The organism is Paenibacillus sp. TCA20 (assembly GCF_000732325.1).
Lineage (GTDB): Bacteria > Bacillota > Bacilli > Paenibacillales > Paenibacillaceae > Paenibacillus > Paenibacillus urinalis.
Window position 1 is genome coordinate 710422 of the sequence record NZ_BBIW01000001.1, and the last position, 17957, is coordinate 728378.

The 17957-nt window shown below is 46.8% G+C and carries 13 protein-coding genes; 3 read left to right on the top strand and 10 right to left on the bottom strand.

The features are described from left to right. The first annotated feature begins 134 nt into the window (after nt 1-134). Nucleotides 135-1196 (top strand): YeeE/YedE family protein, encoded by a 1062-nt coding sequence (locus TCA2_RS03320; protein ID WP_047910250.1) that lies wholly within the window; start codon nt 135-137, stop codon nt 1194-1196. Between the two features lie 12 nt (nt 1197-1208). Further along, a complete protein-coding gene (locus tag TCA2_RS03325) occupies nt 1209-1433 on the top strand; it encodes a sulfurtransferase TusA family protein (RefSeq protein WP_047910094.1) in 225 nt (74 codons plus the stop codon). A gap of 314 nt (nt 1434-1747) precedes the next feature. Here TCA2_RS03325 and TCA2_RS03330 read toward each other — a convergent pair whose 3' ends face one another. The 3 genes from TCA2_RS03330 to TCA2_RS03340 are packed head-to-tail and all read right to left on the bottom strand — an operon-like array spanning nt 1748 to nt 3775. Next, nucleotides 1748-2317: a histidine phosphatase family protein gene (locus TCA2_RS03330; protein ID WP_047910095.1), complete on the bottom strand. Its 570-nt coding sequence runs from the start codon at nt 2315-2317 to the stop codon at nt 1748-1750. Between the two features lie 16 nt (nt 2318-2333). After that, a complete protein-coding gene (locus TCA2_RS03335; RefSeq protein WP_052511704.1) occupies nt 2334-2873 on the bottom strand; it encodes an HAD-IIIA family hydrolase in 540 nt (179 codons plus the stop codon). Nucleotides 2874-2920: 47 nt separating this feature from the next. Next, nucleotides 2921-3775 (bottom strand): serine hydrolase, encoded by an 855-nt coding sequence (locus TCA2_RS03340; protein WP_047910096.1) that lies wholly within the window; start codon nt 3773-3775, stop codon nt 2921-2923. 226 nt (nt 3776-4001) lie between these two features. Here TCA2_RS03340 and TCA2_RS03345 point away from each other — a divergent pair, with 226 nt between their 5' ends. Beyond that, complete coding sequence (locus TCA2_RS03345) at nt 4002-4949, top strand: sugar diacid recognition domain-containing protein (protein WP_238546268.1); 948 nt, start codon at nt 4002-4004, stop codon at nt 4947-4949. A gap of 388 nt (nt 4950-5337) precedes the next feature. Here the strand turns inward: TCA2_RS03345 and TCA2_RS03350 are convergent, their stop codons facing one another. The 7 genes from TCA2_RS03350 to TCA2_RS03380 all read right to left on the bottom strand — a co-directional run bounded on the left by TCA2_RS03350 (nt 5338) and on the right by TCA2_RS03380 (nt 17952). Next, nucleotides 5338-7617: a glycoside hydrolase N-terminal domain-containing protein gene (locus TCA2_RS03350; RefSeq protein WP_047910097.1), complete on the bottom strand. Its 2280-nt coding sequence runs from the start codon at nt 7615-7617 to the stop codon at nt 5338-5340. A gap of 286 nt (nt 7618-7903) precedes the next feature. Further along, nucleotides 7904-9550 carry an ABC transporter substrate-binding protein gene (locus TCA2_RS03355; protein WP_047910098.1) on the bottom strand — a complete coding sequence of 549 codons (1647 nt, stop codon included), beginning with the start codon at nt 9548-9550 and terminating at the stop codon, nt 7904-7906. Between the two features lie 34 nt (nt 9551-9584). Next, complete coding sequence (locus TCA2_RS03360) at nt 9585-10511, bottom strand: carbohydrate ABC transporter permease (RefSeq protein WP_047910099.1); 927 nt, start codon at nt 10509-10511, stop codon at nt 9585-9587. A gap of 27 nt (nt 10512-10538) precedes the next feature. Further along, nucleotides 10539-11510 (bottom strand): sugar ABC transporter permease, encoded by a 972-nt coding sequence (locus TCA2_RS03365; protein ID WP_177178648.1) that lies wholly within the window; start codon nt 11508-11510, stop codon nt 10539-10541. A gap of 218 nt (nt 11511-11728) precedes the next feature. Further along, nucleotides 11729-14050 (bottom strand): helix-turn-helix domain-containing protein, encoded by a 2322-nt coding sequence (locus tag TCA2_RS03370; protein ID WP_047910100.1) that lies wholly within the window; start codon nt 14048-14050, stop codon nt 11729-11731. 280 nt (nt 14051-14330) lie between these two features. Continuing rightward, nucleotides 14331-15920: a glycoside hydrolase family 43 protein gene (locus tag TCA2_RS03375; RefSeq protein WP_047910101.1), complete on the bottom strand. Its 1590-nt coding sequence runs from the start codon at nt 15918-15920 to the stop codon at nt 14331-14333. Nucleotides 15921-15978: 58 nt separating this feature from the next. Then, on the bottom strand, nt 15979-17952 hold the full coding sequence (locus TCA2_RS03380; protein ID WP_047910102.1) for a YjhG/YagF family D-xylonate dehydratase: 1974 nt from the start codon (nt 17950-17952) through the stop codon (nt 15979-15981). Nucleotides 17953-17957: the final 5 nt, after the last annotated feature.

A 17957-nucleotide genomic window follows, 5' to 3' on the forward strand; every position in this document is an offset into this window, starting at 1 on the left:
GATGATATGGTTGGAGATACACTGTTGACGTTGTACTTTTGTGTGTTAGAATCAGAATACAAAGAAAGCATAGTAGTTTACTAGTATTTAGAATGAATGCTATGAAAATAAGGAGAGTGAGCAAGTTGTTACAAATGGTCATTACAGGACTTTTGTGCGGTGCCTTGCTGGGATTCGTCATGCAGCGCGGCCGGTTCTGTCTGACAGGCGGATTCAGAGATATGTACATTGCCAAAGACAACCGCATGTTCTATGCGCTGCTTATCGCAATATCTGTACAAAGCATCGGGGTATTCGCATTAATTCAGACAGGTGTCCTTCAATATGATGCTGGGGAATTTTCATGGGTAGCCACCATTCTTGGTTCATTTATTTTTGGTATTGGCATTATTCTGGCTGGCGGCTGTGCGACAGGCACTTGGTATCGTGCAGGTGAAGGACTGATTGGCAGCTGGATTGCCCTGTTCGGTTACATGGCGATGGCCGCAATTATGAAATCCGGTCCACTGGCTCCGGTTAACTCCAGCTTAAGTGAGGTCGCTACGACCACAAACTCTATTCCGGCAACGTTTGGACTGTCCGTATGGCCGTTTATTGTATTACTGGTAGCCATTACGGTATTCTTGGTAGTAAGACATTTGCGCAAGCCGAAAGTGTTCATTCCAACACTGAAGCCTAAACGCAAGGGTCTTGCCCATCTACTGTTCGAGAAACGCTGGCATCCATTTGTCACTGCTATTCTGATCGGACTCATTGCCCTGCTTGCATGGCCGCTCAGCGCAGCTACAGGCAGAAACTTTGGCTTGGGTGTAACTACACCTTCCGCAAACATTTTGCAGTATCTCGTAACTGGCGATGACGGATTTATCAACTGGGGCGTATTCCTCGTGCTCGGTATCTTCGTTGGTTCCTTTGCTGCTGCGAAGGCAAGCAAGGAGTTCCGTTTCCGCGCTCCGGATGCGAAGACAGCTGTAACCAGCTTCGGCGGAGGACTGCTAATGGGTTTTGGCGCAAGCTGGGCTGGAGGCTGCTCCATCGGTAACGGTCTCGTCATGACGGCAATGATGACATGGCAGGGATGGATTTCTCTGGTCTTTATGATTCTGGGTACATGGACTGCATCCTATTTTGTATTCATACGTCCACGCAAAAAAGCGAGCGCAGGTGCCGCCGCTTCAACAACTGCAACTGCTTAGGAGGAATTTAACATGCAACAAAAACTACAAGTTCTCGGAATGGTTTGCCCATTCCCACTGATCGAAGCAAAAGAAGCAATTAAAACGATAAACAGCGGCGACGAGCTCGTCATTGATTTCGATTGTACACAAGCGACGGAGAGCATTCCGCGCTGGGCTGCTGAGGATGGACACTCCATTACCAACTATGAGCAGCTGGACGATGCTTCTTGGACTATCACTGTGAAGAAAAAATAAGTCTGAACTTATATGAAAAGCGATCCTGTCAGGTTAACTGATAAGGATCGCTTTTTTTGTAAATAAACCAAGAACTTGATTGATTCATTATCACTGATGTCATTACATTCCGTCTCTATAATCCCCACGGTCATTGTGTTTATTCAGATAAATATCTAACGCCTTAATTCCACGGCGAGCAAGCTTAATAAATAGGATAAGACAGTATATTCCAATTGCTAATGTACCTAAATATATGAATAGACCAAAAAATCCAAAAGCTGAGGCTGTATGCATTTCAAATCACCTCCTCCTAATCGTTCTTCAATGGATGCTCAGACTCTTATTCTGATAACACCCGTTTCCCTTAAAAAATCTTCTCTTGTAACGTCTGACTCCCCAAGAAATTGCCGATAGCTGTTAATGGTCCCATCATGGGTGATACAATATACCGTCCTCTTGAATCTGCTGAGCCACTTTAAAAACCTGTCTGCATGATATTCAAATTGCTCAGTAGAGAGTGTATTAATCCCATCCTTCCAGAGCTCCTGTTCGGACGGCACAACTGTATAATCAGGATAGTCAGTAGATACCTCTTCCAAAGTATAAATCTTATCACAGCCAAGGGGCTCCCACGCTGGATTTTGCGGAAACATTCTTGGTCCGAGAAGCGGCGTAACATATTTCTGTACCGAGATGTCCTTGCTCCATATATTCACCGTTTCTATGGTTCTTCTTGCAGGACTTGTTACGACCACATCACCAGATACTAGCGGATACAGATGGCGTAATTGTTCTGCTTGCTGGTTCCCACTCTCTGTTAAAGCAGGATGCTGCATATGCAGCTGGTTGGGCCAATTCAACGTATGCTCTCCTTGAGCATGTCTGATAAATACCAATTCCATGTACAATCACTCCTGCTCACAGCCTTCGAAATAGCAGCCAGTTCACCGCATCCAGCAGGTTCTCCGCTATATAATCCGGTACTACCTCCGCCCAGCTTGATCGATAGTCGGTTAGTGATCCCATTCCCCAGCCTGTCTTGACAAGCACCTTCATTGCCCCAACCACATGAGCTGCTAGTATATCTGTATCGCCGACGTCACCAATGACAGCGCACTTGGTTAGATCGAGGTCATAAGCTGCTGCAGCCGCGTACAGCATACCAGGCTTCGGCTTCCTGCAATCACAAGTCTCTGTATTTCCATGCGGACAGATGAATGCATCATCAAACCCATAGGATAGAAACTGCTCTCTAAACTCTTCTTCACTTGCTTGCTGCTTCGATATTCGATGCTGGTTCGTAAACGCAAACACCTTGATTCCCTTTCCCTTTAGCAAATGGATAGCATCAAGCGCTCCGTCATACAACACAAAATCGCGCGGATGGATAAAGTGTCCTGTCCCCCCAATGGTTCCATCTCGATCTATAAATACAGCCTGCAGTTCCAGTTCAAACACCTCTCACTTGATCCATCGTCACAGAATCTATTTCAGTAATTCCATTCTTAATAGTCTCTCAGCAGCTGATCATAGATGACCTTGCCTATTCTTTGAACCACAGGATTGCCGATACGCTGAGCTTCTTCATATATTTCCGTTGTCATAACCTCTGTCATCACTGCCACGGCAAGCTCTCTACCTGGTATCAAGAAGTAACCTGCATCATGTGTAACATTACCCGCTTCTCCTGTCTTGTATGCGATCAGTATGTCACCAAGCACAGCACCAAATTTCGTATTCACCTCTTGCCTGGACATCCATAGAAGCAGCAGCCGTCGAGAATATTCAGAGAGCACCTCCCCTTGATATACAAGCTTGAGTAAATATGTGAGCTCTTGGGCATCCGCATAATTGTCCAGCTCCGGGGACTGAACAGGTGCAAACATCTTGCGTGCAAGCTGAGTACGGTGTATCCCAAGTCCTTCCAGCATAGCATTTACCCGCTCAAAGCCAATCATATCAATCAGGACATTCGTTGCCGTATTATCCGACTGTGCGATCATGAGTTTTGCCAGCCTTCCTATGTTAGCGCTCAAGGGCATAACTTCCAGCTGAAGCGATCCCGAGCCTCCTACTACATCCTTATCCCTCACGACAGCCTGATCTTCAAGACGAACTTCACCTCGATCAACCATTTGCAACAGTGCACAGGCAATCGCCAGTTTGATCGTGCTTGCTGATCTGTACCGCTCTTCTGATCCGATCGAGAACCCTAAGTTACCAGCGGTAACGCTTAGATCAGCCACACTGACTGTCACGCGTACTCCGTTTAGATTGGCTTGTTCTATTAACGGACGAAGTGGTTTCATGATGTGATGAAGCGAGCCTGCATACAGCTCCTCTGACGATAATTGCGGCATGAATAGCAGCTCCTTTACATGATCAAGTTACAGCAGCTTTCCACCATGTTAACATTGACGAAGATATTATTACCATATTTTATTTAAAAAGGGATGAGATCCCTTACCCTCTATTTACATGTTCTTCTCATAAAGCTTCGTTCATCTGCACAAAATAAGTTATACTTTTAAATAGATAGTTTAGACAGCCGTTACTCTGAGAATGAACACACTGGAGAGGGAAGTAATGTACCAATTATCCGAAGCATTAGCACAAGATATTGTGAACCGCATGATGAAGGACATTCCGTACAATATCAACATTATGAATGATAAAGGCATTATTATAGGCAGCGGGAATCCAAGCCGCATTGGCACAGAGCATCGTGGAGCCATCAAAGCGCTTGAGAGCGGAAAAATGGTAGAGGTATGGGAGGATCAGCGTTATGAAAAAAAGGGCACGAATGAACCCATCGTTATTAATCAAGTCCGCGTAGGCGTTATCGGGATCTCGGGCAGCCCGGAGGAGGTACGTCCCTTCTGCAGCATTGTAAGAACAACCGTTGTGCTTTTGATAGAGCAAGGGATGGCACTAGAATCGATGCAAAATGAAGCTAATCGTAAGAAGGCATTTCTAGAGGTCCTGCTAAATCATCAAGGGATATACTCGCAGAAGCTGCAAAAAAAAGCGCTCGCCTACAACATTGACCTGCTGCTGCCGACAACAATCCTCTACATCGATCATTCAGGGATGAATGCTGAAATTTCCAATATTCTTCTTATGTATCCTTCATTTATTATCGAGGAAGATATATGCATCATTCTTGTTCAGGAAGTGAAGGAGATCAAGAAGGTAATTAAGCAGCTCCTGCAAAGCCAACCTATGCTTAAGGTCAGTGTCTCACGGCATGAGACCCATATTGCAGACAGCTATGCTCAGGCCAAGTCCGCGATGAGGACAGCGCAGTCCCTGCATCTCCCCGAGCGAATCATTCTCTATGATCAGATGGAGTTCCTGGTGAAATTAAGCGAGTCAGCGCTTAACTCCTCCGAGCATCTCATCACCAAGTTGGAGGATAAGGAGTCCGTGGATCTGCTCGATACCCTGAGAGTATACATCAATAACAATTGCAGTGTATCCGACACTTCCGCAGAGCTGAGCATTCACCGGAATACACTTCAATACCGACTCTAACGGATTTACGATCTAACAGGCAAGGACCCACGAAACACGTTTGATCTGTTTGAACTAACTTATGGACTACTTGCGCTGTATAAATAGCTGTATTCTGCATTATTGGCGTACAGATTTAGTCACGGGCGTGATCCTTACATATTCCAACCAAAGCTGGAGCTCCATAGCGATATAAACTCTTATACGCATTTCCCAAGGTATTGACTACAACCTATAACTTATAGCAAAACGAGGCAGACCCGCGAATACCATCGCTACGGACTGCCTCTATTGTTTGTTTTTCTGTCACATTAGATTAAATCTCATACTTATCATTCTCTCCATTCATCCGTAGCGACAATGAGCTGGATACACTGCTTCTTCTGAAGGAGATCGATTTATTAATTGATCATTGAGTTTGTGACAACGTCTCTGACGAACTCGGTGTAAACGTATACGTTGCGCCAGCTTCTGTGTTGAATGAAATTGGCTTTAGGCCAGGACCTTCCAACTGACAAAGCCCAGCAATTGAACTTCTTACGGTGACTTCAGTAATTTTCGATTTCGCCCAGGAAAATCTAATGGTATATCCGCCACGAGCCCTGAGCCCCTCTACACTTCCTTCACACCAATTGTCTGGTAAGGCAGGCAGAAGCCGAATCACATTAGTGTGGCTCTGCATTAGCATCTCAGCAATTCCAGATGATCCCCCGAAGTTGCCGTCAATCTGAAACGGAGGATGATTGTCAAAAAGATTGGGTAACGTGGAGTGCTCCAGGAGAGCTCTTACATTCTCATAAGCCTTCTGCCCATCCTGAAGTCTTGCCCAGAAGTGAATGATCCAGGCCCGGCTCCATCCGGTATGCCCCCCACCATTCTCCAATCTACGTTCGAGCGTTGTACGTGCGGCCTTTGCGAGTTCCGGTGTGTATTCCGGAGTGAAACTTTCTCCTGGGTACAAACCAAATAGATGTGAAATGTGCCGGTGTCCCGGTTCCACTTCTTCGTAATCCTCCATCCATTCCTGGATTTGTCCTTTTTTGCCGATTTGTGTCTTCGGGATTCGCTTCAGAGCAGCAGCAAGTTCTTCCCTGAATGTATGGTCCCTTCCGATCAACTCGGCACTTTGAATGCAAGCAGTGAACAGAGCCTCAATAATCTGAAAATCCATCGAAGCGCCAGCGCATAGAATCCCCACCTCACCACTTGGCAGCTTGTAACTGTTCTCTGGAGAAACGGAGGGACAGGTAATCAGACGGCCATCCGCATCCTCAATCAGATAGTCAAGAAGAAATTGCGCAGATTCCTTCATGGTTTCGTATGCTTCTTCCAGAAAATTGAGATCCTGACTATAGCGATAATGCTCCCATAAATGCAGGCATAACCAAGCAGCGCCCATCGGCCAGAAGGAAGCTGGCAGGTAGGTATCCTGAGGGGCCGTGTCTGCCCAAATATCCGTATTATGATGTGCGGTAAATCCACGGCAGTCATACATCTTTCGTGCCGTAATTCGGCCAGGCTCCCGCATTCGCTCAATCAGATCGAACAATGGCTCATGGCACTCGGCTAGATTGCAGTTTTCGGCGAGCCAATAGTTCATTTGGGCATTAATGTTGATGGTAAATTTGCTGTCCCAAGGTGGAGTGAAACTGTCATTCCATATCCCTTGAAGATTTGCAGGCAAGGAGCCTGGCCGGCTTGAGGAAATCAGCAGATAACGACCAAACTGAAAATAGGTTTCGATCAATTCGGGATCCTCTTCTCCCCTTTGGAACTGTTTTAATCTCTCATCCGTCGGACCATCATGACGATCAGAACGTTTGGACAGGTTCAACGAAACCCTGCTGAACAGTTCATTATAATCCGATGTATGCCGTACAAGCAGTGTTTCATAAGAAATCCGGCTGAGCTCTTCCATACGAAGTTTAGTGTATAATTCCGGATCTTCCTGGCGGAAAGTCGTTTCCGCAGCAAGCAGCAGTGTGACCGAACTCGCATCCTTCAGTAGCAAATACTCGCCAAGGAGCTGACAGGTACCTCCATCTGGTATCGCTTTCAACACAGCTGCGAAGGAGCTGCCGTCTTTACCACCGCATTCACCATGCATAATGAGTCCGCTCTGCTCCCACTTCTTGGTTTTCTCCAGGTATCTCCAATTCTGACGAGTGAATCGGGCCTTCATAGACAAGGTATTCTTCTTGTCTGTTGAGATTCGGATGATGATAGCTTGATCGGGATGACTGGCAAACAGCTCACGAGTATAACGGGTACCATCAACGCTATAGCTAACCATGGAGATGCCCCGGTCCAAATCCAGCGCACGTATATAATCTTCAACAGGACCATCATGATTGCCGAATGATAACTGCAGCTCACCAAGTGGCACATAATGTCTTTGGGCTTCAGGAAGCCCGGCCATCGTCATGCTGGCCATCTCTTCAGCCTCCCGAAGTTTCCCTTCCATGATTAACTTGCGGATATGTGGCAGATTGGGCAGTGCATCTTCGTTATTCCGATCCCGGGGGCCCCCATACCACATCGAGTCTTCATTTAACTTCAAACGCTCCTCCGCTACGCCTCCAAATATCATTGCCCCAAGCCGACCGTTTCCGATTGGCAAGGCCTCGTTCCATATCTCTGCCGGTTTGCTGTACCACATGCGATGATTGTTCCGATTCGATTCTTTCATTCTGAACCTCCACTATGAATTTCAATGAATGATAAGAGATTAATCTCATAATAACATCGTAACAAAGAATAAAAATAACGTATTCATGCAGATCCATAATCTTTCATGATATGAGAATCGAAAAGATCATGTATTGGGAGAGTTTCTTCGATAAAAATCAATGGTGGGTGGGTGGCTGTCTGCCATAAAAGATTAGGACCTGATTCGCATAAATGCGAACCGGCCCGTGTTTGATAATAATGGATGAAAATGCCGCCCAGGATGGGTATAAACCTCCCCTTTCTCCCTACTTGGAAATGGATGAAGTATCATACGCTGCCTGCATAATTTCCAGATAACGCTTGATGTTGAGGCCTTCCAGCCCTTTTACGTAATCGTCCCAATCCTTTTCCAGACTCTTTGCTCCTGTAATGAATTGCAGGGCATTCTGGTCAATATAATCCTTGAGGTTCGTCTGCATCATGCTTGTTTCGTCCGCATTTGCCGGATCCACCCATAGTGCCCAATGCGGAAAAACTTCCTCGGGTTCTTTTCCTTCCATTAGGAGTGTTGCCTCATAAAGTCGGTGCTCATAACCGTCACCTGCATAGATGTCCTTGCCTTGTACTTCGGCATCCCGATATGCTCTGTGGTGATTATACTGACTCAGTGCACCCCAGCTGTCATTACGAGGCTCCTCTCCTGTAGGGAGGGGAATGGCTTTGTAAAGCGGCTCTACCTGATCATTAAGGGCCACATCGCCTTCCTCCGGCTTGCGCCAGCTGGTGCCCTCCTCACCCAGATATGCACTCATGGCTCCTTCTTGTGTGAATAGATAATCCAGCATTTTTATGGCTGCAATCTGTGTCTCTTCACTTGCCTTGTTCGTGAGTACAAACGATGCTCCAGGGTCAATTGGATAGTTGTAGGACGCATAATTGGCATGCGGCCCTTTCAAAGGAGGAATCGGATTATAATCCTTTCCATAGGGAGCACCCTCAGCCGTATTTACAAAAAGAGATGGATGCATGGCAGCACCTGCGCCAAGAAGCTGCGCATCAGCATTATCTCCAATTTTTTTAAAGGCCCCAACATTTTGAGTGAACGCACCGGGGTCAATCAAACCTTCATCGTACAGCGACTTAATATAGGCCAGTCCTTCCTTCCACTCCGGTTTGTTCGCAACCGTATCAACTCGGCCATTCTTTGCTATGAGATAGGTTCTGTCATCGTCATAGATGAACCCGTTCATCAAATAGGGAATGATGTGCACGCCGAAATTTTCAATGGAACCGCTCAGTGGAACTTCATCAGCTTTGCCGTTGCCATTCGGGTCCTTGGTTTTGAATGCTTTTAGCACTTTCTTAAATTCTTCCGTCGTTGTAGGCTCGGATAAGCCGAGCTGTTTAAGCCATTTTGTATTCATCCACATTTTGTTCGGATATGAGCAGTGGAAGCATTCATTCAAGCCCGTCAGTCCGTAAATATTGCCGTCCGGTGCTGTATTCATTGCTTTATAATACTCATTGCTGTCCAGTACCTTTTTGATATTCGGTGCGTATTGCTCAATTAGATCATTGAGCGGTACAATGACACCTTGCTGTCCAAATTTCAACAAGTCCGTTTGAGAGAAACGGTCAACCCATGGAATGAGAAAATATAGATCCGGGTAGTCCCCCGAAGCTAATGATATCTGTCTCTTTTCAGCTGCACCGTCAAAAGGAACCGTCGTCCAGTTTATCTTCATGTTAAACTTCTCTTCCATTTTTTTAGTAAACTTGTTCGTTTGAAGGTTGGTATCCGAACTTTGGTGCGCGAACACGTTAATGGTCACGTTGTCTCCGGATGAAGGGCCGCTCCCCTCTTCTCCGCTGCCCTTTGAGGATGAACATCCCGCCAGTGCCACAGACAGGAGCAGTATAAAAGCAAGTGCGAATGACCCTGATTTTCTCAAATAGACCCTCTCCCTTACAATTAATTGTAATGAACTAGCCCTTGACGGAGCCAATCAACATGCCCTGAACGAAATATCGCTGCACAAACGGATAAATGATGAGTACCGGCAAGCTGGCCATCACAATGAGTGAGAACTTCATCAATTCGGCCATTTGCTGCTGCTTCACCATCTCTCCTACATCCATATTTCCCGTACTGTTACTCAGAATCAGAATGCTGCGGAGAATCAACTGAAGCGGATAGAGCGATTGTGTTTTTAAATAGATCAGAGCATCAAAATACGCATTCCACTGCCCAACGGCATACATCAATGACAAAACAGCCACGATGGGTTTGGCGAGAGGCAAAATGACGCTGAAAATGAAACGGATATCACTGCATCCGTCAATATCGGCTGCCTCGGACAGCTCATCCGGGATAGAATTCTGAAAAAAAGTACGTGCGATAATCACCTGCCACACCCAGATGGCATTAGGAATCAACAGAGCCCAGCGGGTATCGATCATTCCCATGGATTTAACCACTAAGTAAGTTGGAATTAATCCGCCGGAAAATAGCATGGTGAATGTAATAAACATCATGAGAGGGCTGCGCCAAACAAAGGTTTTTTTGGAAAGCGGATAAGCAATCATAATGGTCAGTGCTACACTAATCATTGTTCCTATTGTGGTGTAAAATAACGAATTGGCGTAACCCATGATAACCTGATCGTTGCGCAATACAGACTTATAGCCGTCGAGTGTCATATCAACAGGCCACAGCCAGACTTTTCCGGATGTAACTGCAGCCGGGCTGCTCAGAGAAGAGCTTACGATATAGATCAGTGGATAGAGCACTGCAATCAAGACAACCGTCAGAATGAGGTAGATGATGGCTATAAACACCCGGTCCCCAAAAGATTCTCTAATGGTGCTCCTCTGACTAACCGCTGAACCGGCTTGGGACTGCAACTTGCTCATCGGATTCCTCCCTTTCCTAATGCCGCATTACCATAAGCTTGTATTGGACAGACGCTTGGCGGCAGCATTGACCGTTAACAACAGAATCAGGTTAATAAGCGAATTAAAGAGTCCAACTGCGGTAGCAAAGCTGTAATTGGCATTCAGTAAACCCATTTTGTACACATAGGTGGAGATAATCTCGGAAGCCGATAAGTTCAACGGATTTTGCAGCAAATAAATTTTTTCGAATCCGACGGCCATGATATTACCAACGCTCAGAATCAGGATAATGACTGCCGCTGGCAGCAGACCAGGCAGATCGATGTTCACCATTTTCTGAAACCGGTTAGCACCATCAACCTTGGCTGCCTCGTACAACGAAGGATCAATACCTGCGAGTGCTGCCAAATAGATGACTGCGGAATAACCCATGCTCTGCCAGACATCAGAAAATACATAGATGGAACGGAACAGCCCAGGCTCTCCAAGAAAATTGACCGCTTCGAAACCAAGCATCCCTGCAATCGTATTCACAATGCCGAGTCTCGGGGATAGGAACAGCATGATAATGGATACCATGACAACCGTTGAAATAAAGTAAGGTGCATAAGTAACCATCTGTACCGTTTTTTTGAATTTGGCATTCTTGACTTCGTTCAACGCCAGTGCCAGCAGTATCGGGACTGGAAAACCCACGACCAAACTGTAAAACGAAATATACAGTGTGTTTTTGATCAGGGTAACGAACGCAGGGTTTTGAAAAAGCAACTCAAAATATTTGGTGCCTACCCATGGACTTCCCCAGATCCCCTTAATCACGTTGTAATCCTTGAAAGCGAGCACTGCATTAACCATAGGCACATACTTGAAAATAATGAAGTAAGCGACGGGAGGAATGATCAACAGGTAGAGCTGCCAGTGCCTCCTCCAGCTTCTGGACAAGGCAAGTTTCAATGCGGACCGCCTGCCTTGTTTTACTACTGTTCTGCCATTCGAAATAGTGGTTCTCAGAGTCATCCCCCCAGAAGGTAACCTATTATGAATAAGGCCCTCTTTATTTTGGTAGCGCTTTCTTGTTTGTAATCATAAGAGGGTCCCTTATTCACGTAAAGGTACACTTTACTCGATGAGGTACGATTCAAGGACAAGAAGGCCGAGAAGCCTGATATGGCTTTATTTTCGCAAGAATTTTTTTAATGTTTTTTCTTGGATTGATATTCATAATGGTGCCAGCTTCATTTCAATTCGTTCTCCATTTGCCGGAATGAACTAGGCAAAACCCCACGGACTCGCTTGAAGGCTCTCCGGAATGAATGTGCGCTGTTATATCCGGTGGTCATAGCAATCTCATCGATTGTCCGCTCAGTCTCACACAGCAGTTCAGCTGCTTTGTTAATTCGTACCTTCTCCACATAATCGGAAAGATTCTCACCGGTATACTCCTTGAATAATTGCGAGATATATTTTTCCGGTTTCCCCATTTGTTCCGCAATGCGATACACTGTTAAGGTAGCATCGGCATAGCGTTCCTGAATGTAAGCCATCGTTTCGTTGATAATTTCAGCATGCATATTGGATTTTTTGCGTTGTATGTCCAGGCAGACGTCTTTCGCCAGTTGATGAAACTTGTCCCGGAGTACGGTAACACTGTCCGTTGCCTGAATAGCCGCAATCCGATTCTTAAACTCATCGACAAGCGCTTCGTCCAGCATGATCTTCGGTTCCAGCTTCAGAAATGTTCCCTTCAATTCCACAACGAACTGCTGTGTCATGTCATAAGACAGCTCCCGCTCGGTAAAATTGCGGTGGAACAACTGATCCAGAACCCGATCCGATTCTTCCATTTCACCCGCCTTTAGCGTATTGAGCAGACGCTGTTCGGACTCCATCGGATAGTAATACAATTCGGTTTCCTTGACGGTGTCCTCGAATCTCACCAGATGCTCTGTTCCCATATGAATGGCATATTCCAATGCTTGTCTTGCCTCGTTAAACGAACGGCCAACATCATTCCACACCTCATAAGAAGCACCCATTCCAACAGTGGTCGCTACCCGGTATTCCCGGTAAACTGCATCCATCTGTTTGCTCAGTTCGGAAACCGTTGTGTGCATGGCTAAATCCGAGGGTTCAACACTAAGCGGTTGTATAAAAGCAATCTGATCTGTACCCCAGTCTGTTATCAAGATCTCTGAATTCCATGTCGTCAAAGCTTCACGCACGATAAGCCTCGCGACGCTTAGTTCTTGAATAATTTCTTCGCTATCGGGACTTCCATAACCGTCTACCTTCACAATCCCTACAACCCCTCGGCTCGTATGAAGAGGTATATCGGTCTGGGAAGAGAGCGCCTCCAACTCGGGGATGGTGTAAAACTCACCTGTCAGCAGACGTTTGATAAATCCATCCCGTAACATGGGAATCTGTTCATTTAATGCATTCTTAAGTACATGGTTATTGGTAATTAAGCTAGTGATATTGCTTGCCAAAAAATCATATTCGTTGCTTGTCTTTCCGGGCAGCCCTATATCCTGTTCCCGGAACACCGACAGAAGCCGATGAATCGGTGCGCTGTGTCGGTAAGCCAGCATTAGCCCAATCAATAATCCAATACCAAGTGTTGCTAGCGTAAAGGTTAAGGTAACCCGCTTGATCTGATCGGCCTTGACCATAAGCGCACCTTCGGGGATGCCAGCCATGTAATTCCAGCCGTTTTGATTGGAGTGAATGGAAATGAGTAGCCGTCCGTCGTCCATTGGCATCACTTCATCGTTCTTGTTAGCAGGCATACCTTTCAATTTTTCAGCCTCTGCTTCATCTATACCACGCGAAAAAATAATATCCCCATTCGAATCTGTCACCAATGTCCACCCCCCATATTGCTCCACAATATGTTGAGTCAAACTCGCCATCTGATTCTCATCAATCATGACGCCAATGGTAGCCTGCGGCTTGTTGAAGCTGTTTAAAGGAATCGACTGAAGAAACGTGATAGCTGGAGCGTCCTCAAACACACCACTGAGAATCTCCTTCTTATAAATTTGTAGGGGAATGATTTCGTTTAAATGCGGCTTTTTTAATACATTCTCTTTCCACTCTGCTAACGTGATGCCTTCCAGGCGGTTGGCAGCAAAATAATGCTCAGGTCGGTAGTAAACCGTCGTAGGCGTAATAATGACATTATAGTTGGGGATATAGATGAAAAAACGAGACAAATAATCATTCGTACTGCTGTACATGGACAGGCTGCGCTGCATGCGGCTCAAACCATAGACATTATTAACGTCAGGCGGCTTGGGATCAGCTATTAGACGGTTTAAATCCTGATTAATGGCCAGTTGTCTCGTGAAATCCTCAACCAGCATCAGATTTCGTTCAATAAATTCCTTGCTCAGGTTGAGCGATTTGAGGCTGTTCTCAATCGAGCTGGTCCTCGCTGCTTCTATGGATGTTCTGTAGGAGGCATATCCGGCAATTTGAGGAATCATGAGAACAATAAGATACGAAATCATGAATCTGCGAAACAAAGGCGAGAATTTGGACCATAAGCGCTGCATATGTACCCCCTTCTTTCGTAAGCGTTTACAAAAGTGTTTTGTTAATGATACACCTATCATTTGCACAAGGTGAAGGTACAACTTCTGCTTTTGGGTACAAATCCATAAATTTCGACTCAAGACCGAAATCATTATCTGAATGAGTGCACTGTATGACAAGGAAAACAAGAAATAAAGCGCTCAAAAAGGACGAAACAGCTTAGAACACTGCTTCGTCCCTTTTCTCCATATACGAAAATTAAGTTTCTTGCTTACGGACTTCAGAATTGAACCTATCCTTTTATGTCTTTTCGATGTTAGTTATTTTATACAAAAAGTAATCAAAATCAGCGTGTTTACGGGTACCGCCAAGATCCTGCACACAGAGACCAATATAAGTTCCTGTAAATCGGATGTATTCCGGAGATTCATCAGACAGATGTGTGACATCCAGCCATCCACCTGCTGGATACCAGGATGAGTCATCATCGCATGCAAAGTAAAAGCAGGCACGGTCATACTCATACACAACCTTCAACCGAATTCGATTCTCTGATTTTAGTGGAATATCCTCCAACAGTTCGTCGTATATTCCGTATCTCGACTGAAGAATTCCCAAGCACATTCCCTTCTCTTCATGATAGGTGACCCGTAGATAGAGGTAGTCTTTGGTATCGTAGTACAGAATCAGTCCTGCCATTTGCTGCGGATGGTCCGGCGCAAATTCCAGGCAGGTTTCAACTTCACATCTGAAATCCTGAAGCCTCCGGGCGACCATGCTTTGTCTGTGTGTCGAGCTCATGGATTCCATCCCGCGCAAGCGCAAGTAACCGGGTCGTTCCGTCAGGCTGAGCCAAGATGAATCGGGTGGTATACGAAGGGTATTCCAATCGTTACGTAGCTCTGATTGATCGAAATGATCCATTTCCGGGACCGGTTCAAATGGAACTGACGAGATTTTCGGTGCAGGCACCGAAACCTCCGGATGCCGACCACCGTTAGACAGCTTCAGCCAGCCTTCATCGCTCCACGTACACGGTTGAAGAGCAGTCTCACGTCCAAGGATGCAAAATTTCTCCTGAACTGGCCTTCCGACCAGATGAGCCATATACCATTCACCCATGTGAGTTTCGACAAGACTGCCGTGACCAGCCTTCTGCAGAGTCAACTCCGGCCTGCCGTATGATGTAAGAATTGGATTCCCCGGATCAACTTCATAAGGACCTTGCAGGGAACGAGAGCGGGCAACCGTAACGGCATGTTCATAACCCGTACCGCCTTCAGCCATAATCAAGTAATAATAGTCTTTGTGTCTATATAGATGAGGCGCTTCTGTCAGCCCCAGTTCTGTTCCCTTAAAAATGTTAATAGCACGTCCGATCAGCTTTTGATCCTGAACAGAATATTCCTGCAACACGATGCCTGCAAACCGATTTTTGCCCTTCCGGTGATCCCAGATCATGTTGACCAACCACTTGCGACCATCTTCATCGTGAAATAAGGAAGGATCGAAGCCGCTGCTGTTCAGAAAAACCGGTTCGGACCATGGCCCTTCGATATCTGTTGCGGTCACAAGGTAATTGTGAGTATCTTTGAAAGCCCCTACACGGCTTTTGACATCTGTGTAGATCAGGTAAAAAACGCCGTTGTCGTAGCTAAGGCATGGAGCCCATATCCCTCCGGAATTGATGTTTCCTTCCATATTCAGCTGAGTGATACGGGTCAGCGGAGAAGTTATTGGCCGCCAATGAATCAGGTCCCGGGAATGGTGAATTCGTACACCCGGAAACCATTCGAAGGTAGAAGTGGCGATATAATAATCTTCCCCCGCCCTGCATATGGACGGATCGGGATGGAACCCGGGAAGAATGGGGTTGGTAATCATATTCATTATAGAAGCAACCTCCGGTATTCAAATAATGGCAGAAACAACAAATGATAAGAATGCATCACCATGCCAGCACTTTTTTGCCGGCTTCCAGGGCAGTTATGATCCGGTCTACATCATATATATTCCCTCTCCATGTTCCGCCGCTGACAGCTTGCAGCGCAGCCCACAGCCTGGTATCATCCGGCAAATTCTCATCAGGACGCATATCTGGATGAAAGGACCTTCGGGCCAGAATGAAAGCTCCTTCTTCTGGCGAAAACTCCGTATCTCCTTCTCCAATGAAGTTCACGCTGCCCTCGAGCTTGCCCCGATCCACAACGATGTCAATCAAGTCGCCGTTCCGGAGTTTGCCAATGGGCCCTCCTGCCAGCGCTTCAGGCCCAACATGGCCGATACATGCTCCGGTTGAAACTCCCGAGAAGCGGGCATCGGTGATGAGTGATACATATTTTCCAAAAGACAAGTGCTTGAGCGCAGAAGTAAGCTGATACGTTTCCTCCATCCCGGTTCCTGAAGGTCCACGCCCGAGCAGCACGACTACGTCACCAGCCAGAACTCCGCCAGTCTTAATGGCACGGATCGCCTCACGTTCAGTTGTAAACACCTTTGCCCGGCCACGATGCCGATACACGCCATGCTCATCCAGCACATCAGGATCAATGGATGTAGATTTGATGACAGAGCCTTCTGGCGCGATATTCCCGGTGGGAAAGGTCACGGTGGAAGAAATCCCAAGATGCTGCGACTGCTCTAAGCTCATGATCACACTATCCGGATCAATTCCGTCCTTCTCTTCCAATTGCTTGCGTATGAGATGACGACGTTCCGACGATTCCCACCAATCCAGCACTTCACCCAGTGACGCACCTGTTACTGTAAGTACAGATTCATCCAGCAGGCCAAGCTGTCTAAGGTGAAGCATAACCTCAGGAACACCCCCGGCCTGGAAAACCCGTATGGTCGGATGGAAGATGGGTCCGTTCGGCAGAGCACTAACCAGTCTTGGAACGTTCTTGTTCACCTGTATCCAGTCCTGTACCGTTGGCACAGTTAAACCCGCTGCATGGGCAGCAGCCGGGATGTGAAGAAGCAGGTTAGTAGATCCGCCGAACGCGGCATGAACGGCCATGGCATTGCGAATGGACGCATCTGTAACAATGTCTGCCATCTTGATCCCTTGGGACTCCATGTTGATCAGTGCACGCGAAGATTGGCGCGCCATCTCGAACCAGATCGGCTGCCCTGAAGGTGCCAGAGCGGCATGCGGCACCGTCATGCCCAATGCCTCTGCTACCACCTGGGCAGTTGCCGCGGTCCCCAGAAACTGACAGCCGCCGCCGGGTGTAGCGCAGGCCCGGCATCCCAGCTCCGATGCCATTTCAAGAGAGAGCTCTCCATTCGCGTACCTTGCACCAATGGTTTGAATTTTACCTGCATCCTCCCCATCGGTAGGCGGAAGCGTAACGCCGCCGGGAACAATAACTCCGGGCAGCTGCGGCATACCTGCAAGTGCAAGCATCATGGCAGGCAGCCCTTTATCACAAGTTGCAACACCGAGCACGCCTTTTCGCGTGGGCAGGGATCGAATCAATCTGCGGAATACCATCGCGGCATCGTTTCGGTATGGCAGTGAGTCGAACATGCCGGTTGTTCCTTGAGACCTTCCGTCGCATGGGTCGCTGACATAGCCAGCAAACGGGATTCCTCCGTGGCTTGATATTTCTTCTGCGGCAGCTTTCATCAGTAAACCGACTTCCCAGTGTCCTGTATGGTAGCCAAGAGCTGCGGGACTACCATCTTCATTACGGATACCGCCCTGTGTACTTAAGATCAGAAACTGTTTTCCGTTCAATTCTCCAGGCTTCCAGCCCATTCCGACATTCTGAGACATGCCGAACAAGTCGCCGCTTGGAGCGTTCCGCAGCAAATCATCGGTTAAAGGCAGACGTCCTGTTGCCCCTGGAGCATGCGCTATAATATCATAGCTGCTTGACTCCTTTTCCCCCATAATCGACACAATCTGTTCGTACATGGTAG